18 protein-coding genes are annotated in these 18738 nt (G+C 63.8%); 10 read left to right on the forward strand and 8 right to left on the reverse strand.

Features of this window, described 5'->3' with window-relative positions; all coding sequences use genetic code 11:
• Positions 1 to 67: 67 nt before the first annotated feature.
• A complete protein-coding gene (locus LB528_RS01225; protein ID WP_224713554.1) occupies positions 68 to 565 on the reverse strand; it encodes a GFA family protein in 498 nt (165 codons plus the stop codon).
• A gap of 89 nt (positions 566 to 654) precedes the next feature.
• On the opposite strand from LB528_RS01225, the gene LB528_RS01230 reads away from it, so the two are divergent.
• Entirely contained in the window at positions 655 to 978 is a 324-nt protein-coding gene (locus LB528_RS01230; RefSeq protein WP_224713555.1) for a TfoX/Sxy family protein, read from the forward strand.
• A gap of 207 nt (positions 979 to 1185) precedes the next feature.
• Here the strand turns inward: LB528_RS01230 and LB528_RS01235 are convergent, their stop codons facing one another.
• Positions 1186 to 2103: a pseudouridine-5'-phosphate glycosidase gene (locus LB528_RS01235; protein ID WP_224713556.1), complete on the reverse strand. Its 918-nt coding sequence runs from the start codon at positions 2101 to 2103 to the stop codon at positions 1186 to 1188.
• A gap of 39 nt (positions 2104 to 2142) precedes the next feature.
• On the reverse strand, positions 2143 to 3081 hold the full coding sequence (locus tag LB528_RS01240; protein ID WP_224713557.1) for a carbohydrate kinase family protein: 939 nt from the start codon (positions 3079 to 3081) through the stop codon (positions 2143 to 2145).
• Positions 3082 to 3465: 384 nt separating this feature from the next.
• Here LB528_RS01240 and recA point away from each other — a divergent pair, with 384 nt between their 5' ends.
• Together recA and alaS are read left to right on the forward strand one after the other, a co-directional pair.
• Positions 3466 to 4563, forward strand: a complete 1098-nt coding sequence (gene recA, locus LB528_RS01245) for a recombinase RecA (protein ID WP_224512150.1) — start codon at positions 3466 to 3468, stop codon at positions 4561 to 4563.
• Between the two features lie 439 nt (positions 4564 to 5002).
• Complete coding sequence (gene alaS, locus LB528_RS01250) at positions 5003 to 7672, forward strand: alanine--tRNA ligase (protein WP_224713558.1); 2670 nt, start codon at positions 5003 to 5005, stop codon at positions 7670 to 7672.
• A gap of 218 nt (positions 7673 to 7890) precedes the next feature.
• Here the strand turns inward: alaS and LB528_RS01255 are convergent, their stop codons facing one another.
• Both LB528_RS01255 and LB528_RS01260 read right to left on the reverse strand, forming a co-directional pair.
• Positions 7891 to 8517, reverse strand: coding sequence for a glutathione S-transferase family protein (locus LB528_RS01255; protein ID WP_224713559.1), 627 nt, complete (start codon positions 8515 to 8517; stop codon positions 7891 to 7893).
• 86 nt (positions 8518 to 8603) lie between these two features.
• The gene (locus tag LB528_RS01260) at positions 8604 to 9815 is read right to left on the reverse strand and encodes an NADP-dependent isocitrate dehydrogenase (RefSeq protein ID WP_224512142.1); all 1212 of its coding nucleotides are present in this window, start codon (positions 9813 to 9815) and stop codon (positions 8604 to 8606) included.
• A gap of 207 nt (positions 9816 to 10022) precedes the next feature.
• On the opposite strand from LB528_RS01260, the gene LB528_RS01265 reads away from it, so the two are divergent.
• The 3 genes from LB528_RS01265 (at position 10023) to murI (ending at position 12486) form a co-directional block, all read left to right on the forward strand.
• Positions 10023 to 10871 (forward strand): RNA methyltransferase, encoded by an 849-nt coding sequence (locus LB528_RS01265; protein ID WP_224713560.1) that lies wholly within the window; start codon positions 10023 to 10025, stop codon positions 10869 to 10871.
• Between the two features lie 274 nt (positions 10872 to 11145).
• Positions 11146 to 11295, forward strand: coding sequence for a hypothetical protein (locus LB528_RS01270; protein ID WP_224512138.1), 150 nt, complete (start codon positions 11146 to 11148; stop codon positions 11293 to 11295).
• Between the two features lie 390 nt (positions 11296 to 11685).
• The gene (gene murI / locus LB528_RS01275) at positions 11686 to 12486 is read left to right on the forward strand and encodes a glutamate racemase (RefSeq protein ID WP_224512136.1); all 801 of its coding nucleotides are present in this window, start codon (positions 11686 to 11688) and stop codon (positions 12484 to 12486) included.
• A 3-nt stretch (positions 12487 to 12489) separates the two neighbouring features.
• Here murI and LB528_RS01280 read toward each other — a convergent pair whose 3' ends face one another.
• A complete protein-coding gene (locus LB528_RS01280; protein ID WP_224713561.1) occupies positions 12490 to 13881 on the reverse strand; it encodes an RNB domain-containing ribonuclease in 1392 nt (463 codons plus the stop codon).
• A gap of 144 nt (positions 13882 to 14025) precedes the next feature.
• Here LB528_RS01280 and LB528_RS01285 point away from each other — a divergent pair, with 144 nt between their 5' ends.
• Positions 14026 to 14208, forward strand: a complete 183-nt coding sequence (locus tag LB528_RS01285; protein WP_224713562.1) for a DUF3008 family protein — start codon at positions 14026 to 14028, stop codon at positions 14206 to 14208.
• A 70-nt stretch (positions 14209 to 14278) separates the two neighbouring features.
• On the opposite strand, the gene LB528_RS01290 is transcribed toward LB528_RS01285, so the two are convergent.
• Positions 14279 to 14482 carry a hypothetical protein gene (locus LB528_RS01290; RefSeq protein WP_224713563.1) on the reverse strand — a complete coding sequence of 68 codons (204 nt, stop codon included), beginning with the start codon at positions 14480 to 14482 and terminating at the stop codon, positions 14279 to 14281.
• Positions 14483 to 14849: 367 nt separating this feature from the next.
• Here LB528_RS01290 and rpsD point away from each other — a divergent pair, with 367 nt between their 5' ends.
• The 3 genes from rpsD to LB528_RS01305 all read left to right on the forward strand — a co-directional run bounded on the left by rpsD (position 14850) and on the right by LB528_RS01305 (position 17446).
• Positions 14850 to 15467: a 30S ribosomal protein S4 gene (gene rpsD, locus LB528_RS01295; protein WP_126093607.1), complete on the forward strand. Its 618-nt coding sequence runs from the start codon at positions 14850 to 14852 to the stop codon at positions 15465 to 15467.
• A 160-nt stretch (positions 15468 to 15627) separates the two neighbouring features.
• Positions 15628 to 16542: a tRNA 2-thiocytidine(32) synthetase TtcA gene (gene ttcA / locus LB528_RS01300; RefSeq protein ID WP_411962082.1), complete on the forward strand. Its 915-nt coding sequence runs from the start codon at positions 15628 to 15630 to the stop codon at positions 16540 to 16542.
• A 76-nt stretch (positions 16543 to 16618) separates the two neighbouring features.
• Complete coding sequence (locus LB528_RS01305; RefSeq protein WP_224713564.1) at positions 16619 to 17446, forward strand: inositol monophosphatase family protein; 828 nt, start codon at positions 16619 to 16621, stop codon at positions 17444 to 17446.
• A 51-nt stretch (positions 17447 to 17497) separates the two neighbouring features.
• Here LB528_RS01305 and LB528_RS01310 read toward each other — a convergent pair whose 3' ends face one another.
• Positions 17498 to 18718 carry a multidrug effflux MFS transporter gene (locus LB528_RS01310; RefSeq protein WP_224713611.1) on the reverse strand — a complete coding sequence of 407 codons (1221 nt, stop codon included), beginning with the start codon at positions 18716 to 18718 and terminating at the stop codon, positions 17498 to 17500.
• Between the last annotated feature and the right edge of the window lie 20 nt (positions 18719 to 18738).

Consider the following 18738-nt stretch of genomic DNA (forward strand, 5'->3'; position numbering starts at 1 on the left):
CTGTCGCCGGATGGTTGTCTTGACGCAATTCCGGGCGGGAAACCGCTGCGCAGTTCGCCGGAATTACCTAATCAACCCACATCCCGGTCCGCTTGTGCCAGTCGGCGATCGATTCCTCCGGATAGACGTCGAATACCTTGTCGTTCCTGTTGACGACCGGCTCGACCCAGTTCGCCTTGTATTTCAGCATCAGATGCACCTTTTCCGGCGGTGTCGGCAGGTCGGTGTCGATCGCCGAGGCGAACGGATGCACAAGCTCAGGCCAGGTCGGATCGTAGAGCCAGAGTGCCGCGCCGCATTTCCGGCAGAAATTGCGCTCGCCGGTCGAGACCTCGCAATGCGGGTGCTCGTCATCCTCGATCTCGGCGCGGTAGACGCCAAGGCTGCGCTTGCCTGTTATGTTCATCGTCTCATAGTCGGCGCCGAGATTGATGGCGAACCCGCCGCCGCCCTGCTGCTTGCGGCAGATCGAGCAGTAGCAGAGCATGAAAGGCACAGGCGTGTGGCTCTCCAGCTCGAAGCGGACGGCGCCGCAGCGGCAGGAGCCTTTGAGCAGGACGGGCATGGCGGGAACTCCGTTTCCAGGTTTCAACCTGTCAGCATGCTTTTGGTTGCGGCGATGACAAGGCCGGTGGCCGGTGAGATGATCGCGGCATGGATAATGCCCGCCTTGAAGAGTTGTTCGAAAGCCTTGGGCCCATCGGCATCCGAAAACTGTTCGGCGGCAAGGGCATCTATTGCGACGGCGTCATCGTCGCGGTTGTCGTGCGTGGCCAGCTGATGCTCAAGGCGGATGAGGAAACCGTCCCCGATTTCGAGGCCGCGGGCTGCCGCCAGTGGACCTATACCGGCTCGCGCCACGGCAAGGAGGTGGCGATGCCCTATTGGAGCGTGCCGGACGATGCCTTCGACGATCCCGATGAAATGGCGGTGTGGGCGAGGCGGGCTTATGAAGCGGGACGAAGGGCGGGGAGATAATTTTCGAGGGCGTTGTGACGGCCTTTTGGAGATGCCGAGGGACAGCATCCCCTTTGTCCTGCCGGACATCTCCCCGCAAGGGGGGAGATTGGATGTCGCTCGGCATTCGCCAATCGCCGACATTGAAAACGAGAGCCAGCGGATGAGCTGGTGACGGAACGCGGCGTTCGCTTTGTCTATCGCTGCCGGTAGCTGATCCTTCCGCGCCTACAGCGCCTTGGCAATCTCCGCCGCCAGCCGCGCATTGTTCTCGACCAGCGCGATGTTGGTCTTGAGGCTGCGGCCGCCAGTCAGCTCCAGGATTTTCGACAAAAGGAACGGCGTCACCGCCTTGCCGGTGACGTTCTGCGCTTGGGCCGCTTTCTGCGCCGCCTGGATGTAACCGTCCATCTCAGCGGCCGGTATCTCGTCATTCCGCGGCACCGGATTGGCGACCAGAATGCCGCCACCCAGACCCAGCGCTTGGCGCGTGCGGTAGAAATGCGCGATGTCTTCCGGCGCATTGAGCGTCAACGGGGCGCGGAAAGGCGACTGCCTCGACCAGAAGGCCGGCATGGTCTCGCAGCCATGGCCGATAACCGGCACGCCGCGCGTTTCCAGCACTTCCAGCGTCTTTTCGATATCGAGGATCGCCTTGGCGCCGGCCGAGACGACGATGACCGGCGTGCGCGCCAGTTCGTCGAGGTCGGCAGAGATGTCGAAACTCTTTTCGGCGCCCTTGTGGACGCCGCCGATGCCGCCGGTGGCGAAGACTTTTATGCCGGCCATATGCGCTGCGATCATGGTGGCCGCGACTGTGGTGCCGCCGGTGCGCGTTTGAGCGACCGCGAAGCCGAGATCGGCGCGCGACAGCTTCATGGCATCGCCCGTCATGGCCAGCGATTCGCGCTCGCCGTCGGACAGGCCGATCTTGATGCGCCCGTCGACCACGGCGATCGTCGCCGGCACCGCGCCGCCGTCGATGATGATCTGCTCGACCTTGGCGGCCATCGCGCCATTGTCGGGATAGGGCATGCCGTGGGTTATGATGGTGCTTTCCAGCGCCACCACGGGCCGGCCGGCGGCAAGCGCTTCCGCCACCGGCGGGTGGATGTCGACGAAGGGGCGGGCGGTTTCCGGCGTCATGGCTGTCTCCGACAAGGAGGAAATAGATGGTGGGTGGCCCTATGCCACCTCCCGCGCCTCCGGCACAAGGGCGAGCGCCTGCGTGAAATTGGCGATCGTGAAGGACGGCACGGCATCGGAGCTCTCTATGGCGAGCATTGCCGCCGCAACGCCTTCGCGCAGCGCGGCACGCAGCGGCAGGCCGCGCAGCAGGGCGGCGACCGTCGCGCCGGTCAGGGCGTCGCCGGCCCCGGTCACGTCGGCGACCCGGCGCGGCGTGGGCGGATCGATTTCAAAGATGCCTGTGTCGTCGAAGCCCAGCACGGGGGCGCTGCCGGCCGTAACCACGCCGGCATTCAGGCCAACCCGCCTGAGCGCGTCGACAAGGGGCTTGCCTGAGACTTCGGCGCCGACCAGGGCGGCAGCTTCGCGGCGGTTCATGAAAAGCAGCGACAAATTCCCGAGCAACGGAGCCAACCGAACGACCTTGGCCGGCGAGACGGCAATGGCGAAGACCGGCCGGCCGCCGGCCAGCGCCACCAGGCGCTCCAGCGCCGCCGTGGGCAGGTTGGCATCGCACAGGATCGCGTCGGCGGCTTCGATCGCCTCGCGCACCTTGGAACGCCTTATCTGCTTGGGGAAGGCCAGGTCATAGAGCGCCATGTCGGCCAGGCCGACGATCAATTCGCCCTCGGCGTCGATCAGCGCCGTGTAGCTCGGCGTCGTGCGGTCGAGGAACACGACCGAGAGGTCCGTTATCCCGGCGCTGTCGATCGCCGAGGCGACCGTGTCCGCCGCCGCGTCGCCGCCGCGCACGGATATCAGCGAGGCCGACACGCCGCGCTTCACCACGCTGCGCAGCGCGTTGAAAACGACGCCGCCGACGTCCTCGCGCATCATGCCGGGGTTGGAGGCGGCGGGCACATAAATGCCCGAGACCCGGCCGCGCCGGTCGATATGGGCGCCGCCCAGCGCCAGGATAGTGGGGGATGTCGGCATTTCGGGTCGCTGACTTTCGTTGATCGTGCGGCTGCGCACACTAGAGCGGTTCGGCGTTTCACGGAATCGCTGAACCGCTGTAAAATCTTTCTTCCTGCGCAATTCCGGACGGAAATCCGCTACGCACTTTTCCTGGAATTGCTCTAGGGTTTTCCAGATCGCCCAGCAATCGGGGTCGCGATTCGGACGGCCGGATATCGAAATCTCTTCTGGACCAGTGGTTGTGCTCCGCACCAGCTCTGGCGAGACAAAAATAGAACAAATCCAGATAGTGTTTGTTTTTCAGATATTTGTCACCCCTTGCCAAATGAGAACAAAAAAGGTACAAAAGAGCAGGGATCACGGATTGTCCGGCCTTCATTGATGACCTAGGGGTGATGTATCATGGCTCAGAATACTTTGCGGCTTGTAGAGGATAAGGCAGTGGACAAATCAAAGGCTCTGGATGCGGCGCTGTCGCAAATCGAGCGCGCTTTCGGCAAGGGCTCGATCATGCGGCTCGGCGCCAACGAGCAGGTGGTCGAGATCGAAACCGTGCCGACCGGGTCGCTCGGGCTCGACATCGCGCTCGGCGTCGGCGGCCTGCCGCGCGGCCGCATCATCGAAATCTACGGGCCGGAAAGCTCGGGCAAGACGACGCTGGCGCTGCACACCGTGGCGGAAGCCCAGAAGAAGGGCGGCATCTGCGCCTTCGTCGATGCCGAGCACGCGCTCGATCCGGTCTATGCCCGCAAGCTCGGCGTCGACCTGGAAAACCTCCTGATCTCTCAGCCCGATACAGGCGAGCAGGCGCTGGAAATCTGCGACACGCTGGTGCGTTCGGGCGCGATCGACGTTCTGGTCGTCGACTCCGTTGCGGCGCTGACGCCGCGCGCAGAAATCGAAGGCGAGATGGGCGATGCGCTGCCCGGTCTCCAGGCTCGTTTGATGAGCCAGGCGCTGCGCAAGCTGACCGCCTCGATCTCGCGCTCCAACACCATGGTCATCTTCATCAACCAGATCCGCATGAAGATCGGCGTCATGTTCGGCTCGCCCGAGACGACCACGGGTGGCAACGCGCTGAAATTCTACGCCTCGGTGCGCCTCGACATCCGCCGCATCGGCTCGGTCAAGGACCGCGACGAGGTCGTCGGCAACCAGACCCGCGTCAAGGTGGTCAAGAACAAGCTGGCGCCGCCCTTCAAGGTGGTGGAGTTCGACATCATGTATGGCGAGGGCGTGTCCAAGACCGGCGAGCTCGTCGATCTCGGGGTCAAGGCGGGCGTGGTCGAGAAGTCGGGCGCCTGGTTCTCCTATAATTCGCAACGTCTCGGCCAGGGTCGCGAGAACGCCAAGCTGTTCCTGCGCGACAATCCCGACACGGCGCGCGAGATCGAGATGGCGCTCAGGCAGAATGCCGGGCTGATCGCCGAGAAATTCCTCGAGAATGGCGGCTCCGAAGGCGGGGACGACGGTTTCGAGGACGAAGCCGGCGCCATATAGGGCCGGTTCGTCCAGGAAGGCCGCGCGGCGGTTTCCTGTTCGGGATTGAGCGAAAGCAATTCGTCGCTCAGCCGGAGTTCGGCCACAATCCTGGTTTATCGGTTTGTGCTTATGTAGTCGAGTTCTTGAGTACTGCGTACCCGAACCGCCGGCCTTCGTGCCGGCGGTTTTGCGTTTTGCGGGCGGTGCTGAGGCGCCGCTCCTACGAAGATTGGCCCAAAGCGCGTCGCGCTGAAACGGGTCCAGGTGACGCGCTTTAGGTCTTCGTTTTGATACATGTCGTTGTGCCAGAACCGCTGCGCACTTCCGGGCGACATGCATTAATTCCGTGTTTCTGGACAGGGTGAGGAGCTATCGCTAAAAGGCCCATCTATCTTCTGAAACAAAAGCCCATCAGCCGCCGGCAACGCCGGCGGTTCTCGCGAAAAGGCAGTACGCAATGAGTGGCGTGAACGACATCCGGGCGACATTCCTCGACTACTTCCGCAAGGAGGGCCACGAGATCGTCGCCTCAAGCCCGCTGGTGCCGCGCAACGATCCGACGCTGATGTTCACCAACGCTGGCATGGTGCAGTTCAAGAACGTGTTCACCGGCCTGGAGAAGCGTCCCTATTCGCGCGCCGCGACCGCACAGAAGAGCGTGCGCGCCGGCGGCAAGCACAACGATCTCGATAATGTCGGCTACACCGCGCGCCATCTCACCTTCTTCGAGATGCTCGGCAATTTCTCGTTCGGCGACTATTTCAAGGAGCGTGCGATCGAGCTTGCCTGGAACCTGATCACCAAGGAATTCGGTCTGCCGAAAGACAAGCTCTTGGTCACCGTCTATCACACCGACGACGAGGCGGCGGGTTACTGGAAGAAGATCGCCGGCTTCTCCGACGACCGCATAATCCGCATCCCGACCTCCGACAATTTCTGGGCGATGGGCGACACCGGTCCCTGCGGGCCGTGCTCGGAAATCTTCATCGACCGCGGCGAGCATATCTGGGGCGGCCCGCCCGGCAGCCCGGAAGAGGACGGCGACCGGTTCCTGGAATTCTGGAACCTGGTGTTCATGCAGTATGAGCAGGTGACGAAGGAAGAGCGCATCGACCTGCCGCGTCCCTCCATCGACACCGGCATGGGCCTGGAGCGCATGGCCTCCATCCTGCAAGGGGTCGAGAGCGTCTTCGAGACCGACCTTTTCAAGCATCTGATCGATGTGGCGTCCTCGGCGCTCGGTCAGGGTCCGAACCAGGAGAACGTGGCGTCCTACCGCGTGATCGCCGATCACCTGCGCTCGTCCTCCTTCCTGGTCGCCGATGGCGTGCTGCCGTCCAACGAAGGCCGCGGCTATGTGCTGCGCCGCATCATGCGTCGTGCCATGCGCCATGCGCAGCTGCTTGGCGCCAAGGATCCGCTGATGTGGCAGCTGGTGCCGGCGCTGGTGCGCGAGATGGGCCAGGCCTATCCCGAGCTGGTGCGCGGCGAGGCGCTGATCACCGAGACGCTGAAACTCGAGGAAACACGCTTCCGCAAGACGCTGGTGCGCGGCCTCGGCCTGCTGTCGGAAGCGACCGAGACGCTCAAAGCCGGCGACATGCTGGACGGCGAGACGGCCTTCAAGCTCTACGATACCTATGGCTTCCCGCTCGATCTGACGCAGGACGCGCTGCGCCAGCGCAGCATCTCGGTCGATATCGCCGGCTTCACCGACGCGATGGAGCGGCAGAAGGCCGAGGCGCGCGCGCATTGGGCCGGCTCGGGCGAGGCCGCGACCGAGACCGTCTGGTTCTCCGTGCGTGAAAACACCGGCGCGACCGAATTCCTCGGCTATGAGACCGAGCAGGCCGAAGGCATCGTCGAGGCGCTGGTCAAGGACGGCAAAGCAATCGATAGCGCGTCGCAGGGCGACGCGGTCGCCGTGGTCGTCAACCAGACGCCGTTCTACGGCGAATCCGGCGGCCAGATGGGCGACACCGGCGTGATCTCCGGCGAGGGCTTCTCGATCGAGATTTCCGACACGCAGAAGAAGGCCGACGGCCTGTTCGTGCATCTGGGCAAGGTGGCCAAAGGCACGGTCAAGACGGGTGTGGCTGTCGAGCTCAAGGTCGACCACGCCCGCCGCTCGAAGCTGCGCGCCAACCATTCCGCGACGCATCTCATCCACGAGGCGTTGCGCGAGGTGCTGGGAACCCACGTCGCGCAGAAGGGCTCGCTGGTGGCGCCGGACCGGCTGCGCTTCGACATCTCGCACAACAAGCCGATCTCGGCGGACGAACTCGAAGAGGTCGAGCGCATGGCCAACGAGATCGTCGTCCAGAACAGCCCAGTGACGACGCGGCTGATGTCGGTCGACGACGCCATCGCCGAGGGCGCCATGGCGCTGTTCGGCGAGAAATATGGCGACGAGGTGCGCGTCGTGTCGATGGGCACCGGCCTGCATGGTGCCAAGGCCAATCGTCCCTATTCGGTCGAACTCTGCGGCGGCACCCATGTGAAATCGACCGGCGATATCGGCCTGGTGCGTATCCTGTCGGACAGCGCGGTGGCGGCCGGCGTGCGCCGTATCGAGGCGCTGACCGGCGAGGCGGCGCGCAAGCACCTCGACGAGCAGGACAAGCGGCTGAAAGCCGCGGCGGCGACCCTGAAGATCTCGCCGGCCGATGTGCCATCACGCGTCGAGGCGCTGCTCGAAGAGCGCAAGAAGCTCGAAAAGGAGCTTACCGAGGCGCGCAAGAAGCTGGCGCTGGGCAGCGGTTCGGCCGTTGCAGATGCCCCGGCCGCCAACGAGACGGTCGCCGGCGTCGGCTTCCTTGGCAAAGCAGTCAGCGGTGTCGCGCCGAAGGACCTGAAGCCGCTGGCGGATGCCGGCAAGAAGACGCTCGGCTCCGGCGTGGTCGTCTTTGTCGGCGCCGGCGAGGACAACAAGGCGAGCGTGGTCGTCGGCGTCACCGACGATTTGACCGGCCGCTTCAGCGCCGTCGATCTCGTGCGCGTCGCGTCCGCCGCGCTTGGCGGCCAGGGCGGCGGCGGGCGTCCCGACATGGCGCAGGCCGGTGGCCCGGACGCCTCCAGGGCCAATGATGCGATCGCGGCGGTGAAGGCGGCGCTGGAGGCGGCGTGACGGTCGGGGCGATCGGCTGTAGCTCAGGCCGGTTCCCATTCTCCGCAGGCCGCGCTGCCCCTCATCTGCCTGCCGGCATCTTCTCCCCGTTGAATGGGGAGAAGGGCGCTGTCACATAGGCTTTCGCCAATCGCCAGCGTCGCAACTGCTTCTTTCTCCCCGTTTACGGGCAGAAATGCCCGGCAGGGCAATGAGGGGCGGCGCCGACGCTGAGCGATTTACGCGACCTTTTCCGTCCGCGCGAAGCTCGGCCGTCCGGCTATCCGCGCATACCAATCGCGCATATCCGCAAACCGCGCCAACAGATCGCGTCCTTCCGCGACCTTGAGGAAATAGGCGATGATCGGCCCGGCATGCAGATCGGCCAGCGTCAGTTGCTCGCCAAGCAGCCAAGTTCCTCTTGCCTTCAGCGATGTCAGCACCTTGAGCACCGTCTCAGCTTGGCGGAGCCCGCTGGCAATCAGCGCCTCATCCGGTGCCGCCTTCTCCAGCCGCTCCACGGCCACATCCCAGACCATGGCGCGATAGCCATAGGCGTCGAGCATGCCGGTGATCTGGCTCATCCTGGCGCGGCCGCGCGCGTCGGCCGGCTGTAGCGCGGGACCGTCGAAGGCCTCGTCCACATAGCGCGCGATGGCGCCTGTCTCGAACAGACGAAAACCGGCATGCTCGAAAGCCGGGATGCGGCTGAAAGGGTGGTGGTCCAGATACCAGGCCGGAATGCCTTCGGCGGCGAAGATGTCCAGCGGCACCAGCTCATAGCCGACGCCCTTTTCCTCCAACGTCATCCGCGCGATGCGCACATAGACGCTGTAATCCGCGCCGTAGAGAGTTGGTTTGGCCATCAGGCCCGGCCCTCCGCAATGGCTCCGGGCGTTCGTCGCATGAAAAGCCCATTTCGGGGCTTTTCATGCGCTTCGCGCACCGCTCCTCACCCCATCGCCTTCTGCAAATTCTCGTCGATCTTGTCGAGGAAGCCGGTGGTCGAGAGCCAGGGCTGGTCGGGGCCGATCAGCAGCGACAGGTCCTTGGTCATGAAACCGCTCTCGACGGTTTGGATGCAGACCTTTTCCAGCGTCTCGGCGAAGCGCTTCAGCTCGGCATTGTCGTCGAGCTTGGCGCGGTGGGCGAGGCCGCGCGTCCAGGCGAAGATCGAGGCGATCGAATTGGTCGAGGTTTCCTCGCCCTTCTGATGCTGGCGGTAATGGCGGGTCACGGTGCCGTGCGCGGCCTCCGCTTCCACCGTCTTGCCGTCCGGCGTCATCAGCACCGAAGTCATCAAGCCGAGCGAGCCGAAGCCTTGCGCCACGGTGTCGGACTGCACATCGCCATCATAGTTCTTGCAGGCCCAGACATAGCCGCCCGACCATTTCAGGCTGGAAGCGACCATGTCGTCGATCAGGCGATGCTCGTACCAGAGTTTCCTTGCCTTGAACTCGGCCTCGAATTCCTTCTCGTAGACCTCCTGGAAGATGTCCTTGAAGCGGCCGTCATAAGCCTTAAGGATGGTGTTCTTGGTCGACAGATAGACCGGGAAGTTGCGCAGCAGGCCGTAGTTCAACGAGGCGCGGGCAAACTCGCGGATCGACTCGTCGAGATTGTACATGGCCATGGCCACGCCGGCGCCGGGAGCATCATAGACGTCGTGCTCGATCACCTGGCCGTCCTCGCCGACGAACTTGATCGTCAGCTTGCCCTTGCCGGGGAAGCGGAAGTCGGTGGCGCGGTACTGGTCGCCGAAGGCATGACGGCCGACGACGATCGGCTTGGTCCAGCCCGGCACCAGGCGCGGCACGTTCTTCATGATGATCGGCTCGCGGAAGATGGTGCCGCCGAGGATGTTGCGGATGGTGCCGTTGGGCGACTTCCACATCTTCTTCAGCTTGAACTCCTCGACGCGCGCCTCGTCGGGGGTGATCGTCGCGCATTTCACGCCGACGCCCCATTTCTTGATGGCGTTGGCCGAATCGACCGTCACTTGGTCGTTGGTGGCGTCGCGGTGCTCGATGCCGAGGTCGTAATATTCAAGCTTCAGGTCGAGATAAGGGTGGATCAGCTTGTCCTTGATGAACTGCCAGATGATGCGGGTCATCTCGTCGCCGTCGAGCTCGACGACCGGGTTCGCCACCTTGATCTTCGCCATGGAAAGAATGCCTCGTTGCTGGGGGATCTGGACGGCCTTGCCCGCATGGTTTCGGCCGGGGATGCGGAGCGTATATCAAAGGCTTTTTCAGCGCGCAAACCGCGATCCGCGCCGGGGCGGACGGGCGCCGCTGTTGTGAATGCTTCATTTTCCGGTCCGGATGTGGCAGGGACGCCGAAACGCCGCAAACCCCGGTTACCAATAGCCATGCCAGCCATAGAAGACACAACCAAGACCGCCTCCGCCGGACCGGCGATTATCCTGGTCGAGCCGCAGCTCGGCGAGAACATCGGCATGGTCGCGCGGGCCATGGCGAATTTCGGCTTGTCCGAGCTCAGGCTGGTCAACCCGCGCGACGGCTGGCCGAGCGAGAAGGCGCGCGCGGCGGCCAGCCGCGCCGACCACGTCATCGACGCCACCAGGGTCTTCGACGATCTGCCCTCGGCGGTCGCCAACCTGAACTTCGTCTTCGCCACGACCGCGCGCGAGCGCGACGGCTTCAAGCCGGTGCGCGGGCCTGTTGAAGCGGGCAGGGCGCTCAGGGCGCGCAGCGAGGCCGGGCTGCGCACCGGTATCCTGTTCGGCCGCGAGCGCTTCGGCCTTTACAATGACGAGGTCGGGCTCGCCGACGAGATCGTCACCTTTCCGGTCGATCCCGGCTTTTCCTCGCTCAACATCGCCCAGGCGGTGCTGCTCATGTCCTATGAATGGATGAAGTCCGGCCTCGCCGACGAGACGCAGACCAACTTCTCCGGACCGGAGCTGGTGCCGGCCACCAAGGACCAACTGCACAGCCTGTTCGCCTATCTTGAGAACGCGTTGGAAGCGCGCGGTTATTTCCGCCCTGAGGAAAAGAAACCGAAGATGGTCGACAATCTGCGCGCCGTGCTGACGCGCGCGGGGTTCGCCGAACCCGAGCTCAAGGTTCTGCGCGGCATCATCTCCTCGCTCGACCGGTTCTCGCCGGCCATGCCGCGCGGCGACGGCTCGCCCGGGGATGATCCAAGACGATTGCCGGCCGGCGCGCGCGGTCGCGTCAAAGACGAAGAAAGTTAAAATCGATAAGCTGTGAGCATCGGTCTTGCCGTCGCCGAAACCGTGGTGATCGTTGTCTGCATTGTCAGCACGATCGGTTTCGAAGGGCTGATCAATTCGGGGCCCGGTCCGGCGCGGCAGGGCATGGCGGGCGCCGTCCTCGTCGCCTCGCTCATCTTTGTCGCGCCGCGCGGCAACATCGCCTCGCGGCGCACCCGCGACGCCAACGGGGCGTCGCTGGATCCTGTGGGCGTACATCGTCCTTTCCGCCGTCTACGCCCTTTTGCAGGCAGGCGTGCTGCTGGTCGTCAAATTCGACGATCCCGAAAGCATTCCCGGCGGACTGAACCTGCTTGCACTTTCGATATTCGGCCTCTGGTGCACGATCCTGTGGGCGAAACCCGTCGCCGGAAGCAACATCGATGAATTGACCGATGTTTTTTGAGTTCGATGGCCCGCTTCCGGCATCGACACGCACTGCACGCACCGCCGTGCCGGCCGCTCCACGCGCGGCGGTTGCCGCTTCAGCCGCACGCATCCCGCCCGCGCCGCAGCCATTCGGCAGGCCGCGCCCCGCCGACTTCGGCAAGCGCGGGATATGAATCATTCCTAAAGATAGAGCATGATGTCGTGCGAAAGCTGCTTCACGCTTTTCGGCGTCATGCTCTATCGACTGCGAAAAAGCTGCTCGCATTCGCCTCTTCAAGACCATGATCATTCGCGATAGAAGCGGTGTCGATCCAATCACGGATCGGATGCTTCTCTTTGTTTTGACGCAACTCCGGACGGAAAACCGTTTCACACTTTCCTGGAATTGCTCTGTGACCGGATGACAATGAGCGATCGATCAAGCCAGCGCCCGATCCTGATGTTCGATTCCGGCGTCGGCGGGCTGACCGTGTTGCGCGAAGCGCGTGTGCTCATGCCCGACCGCCGCTTCGTCTATGTCGCCGACGACGCGGCTTTTCCTTACGGCGCCTGGGAAGAGCCGGCGCTCAAGGAACACATCCTTGCACTGTTCGGCAAATTGCTCGACCGCCTCCAGCCGGCGATTTCGGTGATCGCCTGCAATACAGCTTCGACGCTGGTGATCGAGGCGCTGCGCGAGACATTCCCCGGCCATCCTTTCGTCGGCACGGTGCCGGCAATCAAGCCAGCGGCCGAACGCACCCGCTCCGGCCTGGTGTCGGTGCTGGCGACGCCCGGCACGGTGAAGCGCCAGTACACGCGCGACCTGATCAGCAAATGGGCGCAGAAATGCCATGTGCGCCTGGTCGGCAGCGACCGGCTGGCGGGGCTGGCCGAAATCTATATGCGCCAGGGTTTCGTCGATGAGGAAGCCGTGCGCGCCGAAATCGCGCCCTGCTTCATCGAGCGCGACGGCAACCGCACCGATATCGTCGTGCTCGCCTGCACGCATTATCCGTTTCTCGCCAACCGCATGCGCAAGACCGCACCCTGGCCGGTCGACTGGATCGATCCTGCCGAAGCGATCGCGCGGCGCGCCATGTCGCTGCTCGACCTCGTCGGAGAAAAATCCGGCGACAGCGAGCCCGATCTTGCCGTCTTCACCTCGGGCAAGGTGGATTTCGCCACGAGGCGGCTGATCCAGGGCTTTGGATTGACCGCACCTTAGTGCTCAAGCCGGGGTGGCGGGCTCGAAGACGATGCTGCGCTGATCCGGGTCAGCCGAGACCAGCTTTAGCATCAGGCTGTCTCCCTGCCTGAACCCGGAGGCCCTTACATTGGCGACGACAGGCATATCGGCAAGCTGCACGCGCACGCCATGATCGACGAAGTCGGTGACGACGGCCTTGAACGTCTCGCCCTCACGTCCCTTGAGCATTGCGGCCTCGGCAAGGTCGATGGCAGCATGATTGATCTGCGACGCGCGGGCATCCGCACGCCCCATCACCTTCGGCAATCTGGCAAAGGCGTCGGCGACCGCCTGCGGCACGGGCTCGCCGTTGGCGATTGCCAGCGCGCAGCGCACGACGTAGCGGTCGGCCAGCCGCCTGAGCGGCGCGGTGGCATGCGCGTAGGTCGCGGCCATCGCCTCATGCCAGGGCACGACGCCCTCCTGATAGGGCTGGTAGGACGCGCCGTTGCCCGCGCGGCGGATTTCCAGCATCAGCGCTGCCTGTTTCGGATCGGCCGGATCGAGCGTGCGCTGATAGTCGCGCAGGCTGGTGGAGGCCGGCCAGGACAGGCCGAGCGCCTGTGCCGCGTTGCGCAGCCGTTGCACCTTGGAAGCATCCGGCCCCGACATCACCCGGAACAATCCGGTCTTGTGTGCCAGCATGGCATCGGCGATCGCCATATTGGCGGCCAACGAAAGCGCGGCGTTATCCTGCTCGGATTGCAGCAGCGGCCTGAACGAAAGCCGGAACGTGCCGTCGGCGAGCCTCTGCACCTCCTGCTCTGGCGGATCGACGCGCGAAGCGCCGCGGCGCTGTTCGTTAGCCGCTATGCGCCGCGCCAGTTCCGCGAAGCCGGCGGGAACATCCGAAGCTTTGACGCTGTCATAGGCGAGCTTGGCGCGGCTTTGGATGACGGCGCGCTCCGCGCCATCCAATTTCACCGCACCGTCTCCGGCAACCCGGACCGTGAAGATGACTGCGGGACGCGGTCCATCGGGCAACAGGCTCGCCGCAGCCTCGGCAAGCAGCGGCGGGTAGAGCCCGGCCTTGCCGTCCGGCAAATAAAGCGTCTCGCCCCGGTTCCAGGCTTCGAGATCCACCGCGTCGCCATCCCCGGCGAACCAGGCCACGTCGGCAATGGCGTAATGCAAGAGAAGATCGCCGCCGCTGGCCTCGATCGAGAAGGCCTGGTCGAGATCGGTCGAGCTCGCCGGATCGAGCGTGACGAAAGGCACCGCGGTGCGATCGGCATGCTGGTCGGGCACACGCTTGGCAGCCGCCTGCGCCGCAGCCACCACCTCCGGCGGAAATCCATCCGGCACGTGGAACTCGGTGCGGATTTTCGCGAGGCCGGTGGAGAGTGCCTGGGAGGGATCGGTCAGCGATTTCATGCCGCCGTCCTACACTGGCGATCCGGACGCGGAAAGGCTGTCGCTAAAGATCGCCGCTGCCGCAAGCTTACGAAATACCTAGCCGCCCAGGCCGGAACTGCTGCCGAAGCGCGGCGTTTCTCCCGCAGCGAAGGAGAAACCGCCATGCCCGCCAAATCGCAAGCCCAGCAAAAGGCCGCCGGCGCAGCGCTTTCCGCCAAGCGCGGCGAGACGAAGAAGAGCGAACTCAAAGGCGCGTCGCGCGAAATGTATGAATCGATGAGCGAGAAGCAGCTCGAGGAGTTCGCCGAGACCAAGCGCCAGAGCCTGCCCGGCAAGAAGTCATAAATCGCGAGATCGGATGCAAAAAGCCGCGGAGCTGTCCGCGGGCTTCGTCTGGATTAGCCCAAGCGGTCAGCTAGCGGCGCCACCAGCAATGCCGCGTCTTGTAGCGCACGACATGGCGATGGCCGTGGCGCCAGACCACTTTTTTCTTCACAACGACGCGGCACACCTGCTTGTGGCCATGCCAGTGCCTGGCCATGGCCGGTTCCGGCGTCACGACCGCCATCGATCCGGCTAACACGGCGGCTCCCGTCAGGGTAAGGAAGAACTTCTTCATGGAATTCGGACTCCTCTGCTCCAGTCACTTCATCACGTGCGGGCGTTCGCGTCCGAAGACGCCGCATCCGCCCCCATACCGCCGGCGTGCAACTTTCCGCCACACCCGGCACCGCATGCAACGCTAAGATGATATCGGGTTGCCGTCGGCGCCGCCAGCCGCAAGCTTGACAGCGGTTAAATCTGTGTTTAACAGGCCACCAACACCGGGTGGCGACGCCCGGTGGTTTCTTTTGACGTGTCCCGTGGGTTTTCGTCGCTGTGCGTGGGAAACCCTGTCAGGTCTCGAAAACGGAGGCCAGAGGAGGGCGCGTTTCCTTCGCCCGGAGCCATGGGGTTCCGGGTATATTGTTTTGAAAGGGAATGCGATGAGCAAGCGCGAATCCGCGAAATACAAGATCGACCGCCGTCTCGGCGAAAACATCTGGGGCCGCCCGAAGTCCCCGGTCAACAAGCGTGAATACGGCCCCGGCCAGCACGGCCAGCGCCGCAAGGGCAAGCTTTCCGACTTCGGCCTGCAGCTGCGCGCCAAGCAGAAGCTGAAGGGTCACTATGGCGACGTTTCGGAAAAGCAGTTCCGCAAGGTCTATGAAGAGGCCAACCGCCGCAAGGGCGACACCTCCGAGAACCTGATCGGCCTGCTGGAGTCGCGCCTCGACGCGATCGTCTATCGCGCCAAGTTCGTGCCGACCATCTTCGCCGCCCGTCAGTTCGTCAACCACGGCCATGTCAACGTCAACGGTAAGCGCACCAACATCGGTTCGTATCGCTGCAAGCCGGGCGACGTCATCGAGGTGCGCGAGAAGTCGAAGCAGCTCGTCATCGTGCTGGAATCGGTGGGCCTCGCCGAGCGCGACGTGCCGGACTATATCGAAGCCGACCACAACAAGATGACCGCGACCTTCGCTCGCGTACCCGGCCTGTCGGACGTTCCGTTCGCGGTACAGATGGAACCGAACCTGGTCGTCGAATTCTACTCGCGCTGATCGACATCGATCAGCCGCAGCATCCAAGGCCGCCTCTCGAGGCGGCCTTTTCTTTGGCGGTCAGGGCTATTCACTTTGGCCGCATTTATGCGATGCCATGTGATTTCACTCGGCTGCAAAATGCTCTAAAGCCGGGCGCTGACAACGCGGAGCCGGCGCCATGAATATGCTGCCAGATGTCAAATCCCTCGAGGCGATCGACGACGAGGCCGATGGCGGGTTCCACCCGCTGTTTCGTGACGTGCCGTCCTCGGTCGAGTTCAACAAGCTGCGCAAGCGGCTGTTGAGACTTACCCGCCAGGCTATCGAAGATTTCGCCATGGTGAAGCCGGGCGAACGCTGGCTGGTGGCGCTGTCGGGCGGTAAGGATTCCTACGGCCTGCTGGCGCTTTTGCTCGACCTCAAATGGCGCGGCCTGCTGCCGGTCGATCTGCTCGCCTGCAATCTCGACCAGGGCCAGCCGAATTTTCCGAAGCACATCCTGCCCGACTTTCTCAACGCCAACGGCATCGCCCACCGCATCGAATACCAGGACACCTATTCGGTGGTGACCGACAAGCTGCCCGAGGGCAGCACCTATTGCTCGCTCTGCTCGCGGCTGCGGCGCGGCCATCTCTATCGGATCGCGCGCGAGGAGGGGTGTTCGGCGCTGGTGCTTGGCCATCACCGCGAGGACATACTCGAAACCTTCTTCATGAACCTGTTCCATGGCGGGCGTCTCGCCGCCATGCCGCCCAAGCTCCTCAATGACGAAGGCGACGTCATGGTGCTGCGGCCGCTCGCCTATAGTGCTGAGGCCGACCTCGAGAAATTCGCCAACGCGATGAAATTCCCGATCATCCCGTGTGACCTGTGCGGCAGCCAGGAAGGGCTGCAGCGCAACGCCATGAAGGCGATGCTCGACGACATCGAGAGGCGCATGCCGGGCCGCAAGGACACGATGATCCGCGCCATGACCAATGTAAGGCCCTCGCATCTCCTGGACAGGAAGCTGTTCGACTTCGCGGGGCTAGAGCCGGATGATTCAGGTCTGTTCGACCTGAAATCTGAATCCGGCTCTAAATCAAAGAAGTAGAGCATGATGTCGTCCGAAACCGCTTCACACTTTTCGGCATCATGCTCTAGCACGAACCCAGGACAAGACATTTCCGATGCGATTTGACGATAATGCGATCGACTGGCTGGCCGAGCTCCTCGCCGACGCGGCGAACGCCGAAATCATGCCGCGCTTCCGCCGGCTGGGCGAGGGCGACGTCCGCCAGAAGACGTCCGCCGCCGACCTCGTCACCGAGGCGGACGTCAACGCCGAAAGGCTGATCACCGCCCGGCTGCTCGAGCGCTATCCGGACGCCATGGTGGTCGGCGAGGAAGCCTGCTCCGACAATCCGGCGCTGCTGTCGGGACTTGGCGATGCCGCGCTTGCCTTCGTCATCGATCCGGTCGACGGCACTTTCAATTTCGCTTCCGGCGTGCCGCTGTTCGGTGTCATGGCCGGCGTCGTCGTCAATGGCGAGACCGTCGCCGGCATCATCCATGACCCGGTCGGCAAAGACTGGCTGATCGGGACCAAGGGCGCCGGCAGCCATATCCGCCACGCGCATGGCGCGCTGGAGAAGGTTCGCGTCGCGGCACCGGTGCCGATGTCGCAGATGACCGGCGCCGTTTCGTGGCAGTTTCTCCAAGAGCCTGAACGCTCGCGGCTCGCCCGCAACCAAACCAAGACGCTGTCGCAATTCGCCTATCGCTGCGCGGCGCATGAATACCGGCTTCTGGCCAGCGGCCACGCCCATTTCGTGCTCTACAACAAGCTGATGCCCTGGGATCATCTGGCGGGCGCGCTGATCCATCAGGAAGCCGGCGGCCATGTCGCGCGCGTCGACGGCAGCGCCTACCTGCCCTCGCATGTCGATGGCGGCCTGCTGGTTGCGCCGGACAAGCAAAGCTGGGACGAGTTGCGGCGCGAGCTCTGGGCCGAGTAGGACCAAATCCTGCGCTTGGCCAGGGCCGGCAGGCCTGCCGGCCGCAGCAATCTAGTGCAGATCTGTGACGTGCCCCGAAACGGGGGGATTGTGGGGCTGGAACATCCTGCCCCGCTCGGCGATCAGGATCATCAGCAAAGCCGCGACCGAGACGCTACAGAAACCTGCGGCCAAAGGCGTGACCGTGCCATTATAGGCCTGGCCGATCGCCGCTCCGATCAGGGCACCGAGAAACGTCTGCATGAAGCCAAGAATGGATGCCGCCGTCCCGGCGAGCTCGCCGAGCGGTTCCATGGCCAGGGCGTTGAAATTCGCGCCCAGTCCGCCGAATGGCAGCATCGCGCCGGCAAAAAAGGTGACGAAGAGCCAGAGCGGCATCTGCATCTCCAGCGAGACCACCAGCCAGGCAAGACTGATGCACAGGAAGATAAGCAGCGCGCCCTGCGACAGGCGGCGCATGCCGATCTGTCCGACCAGCCGCGAATTGAGATAGTTGGAGAAGGCAAGCACGCCGGCGACGCCGGCAAAGATCAGCGGGAACAATTCGCCGACATGGAATATGTCGATGTAGATCTGCTGCGCCGAACTGATGAAGCCGAACATGGCGGCGAAGATGAACGTGCTGGCAAAGGCGTAGCAAAGCGTGAGCCGGTTGGTGAGCACGATGCGGAAGCCGCCGAGTACGGACGCTACCGTGAGCGGGCGGCGATATTCGGGATGCAGCGTCTCGGGCAGGCGCAGCAGAGCCCAGGTCGAAACGATCAACGCGCCGACGGCCATGGTCACGAAAATCCAGTGCCAACTGGCGAACAGCATGACGAACTGACCGATGCCGGGCGCGATGACCGGGATGGCCATGAACACCATGAAGATCAGCGACATCACCTCGGCCATACGCCGGCCTTCGAACGTGTCGCGCACGATCGAGACGGCGATGACGCGGGTTGCGGCCGCGCCGATGCCCTGGATCAGACGGCAGGTCAGCAACAGGGCGAAACTGGGAGCTATGGCGGCGGCAGCCGCAGCCACATAGACGACAAGGCCAATGACCAGTGGCGCGCGGCGTCCGAAGCGATCCGAAATGGGCCCGAACAAAAGCTGTCCGCCGCCGAAGCCGAGCATATAGGCGGTGATGACATATTGGCGGTGGTTCTCGCTCTCGACGCCGAGCGAGGCGCCGATCTGCTGCAGCGCCGGCAGCATGATGTCGATGGCCAAGGAATTGAGCGCCATGAGCGCCGCGCAGAGCGCAATGAATTCCCAGCGCAGAATGGGCAAGCTTGTTGCCGATT

The organism is Mesorhizobium sp. CA4, assembly GCF_020165075.1.
GTDB lineage: Bacteria > Pseudomonadota > Alphaproteobacteria > Rhizobiales > Rhizobiaceae > Mesorhizobium.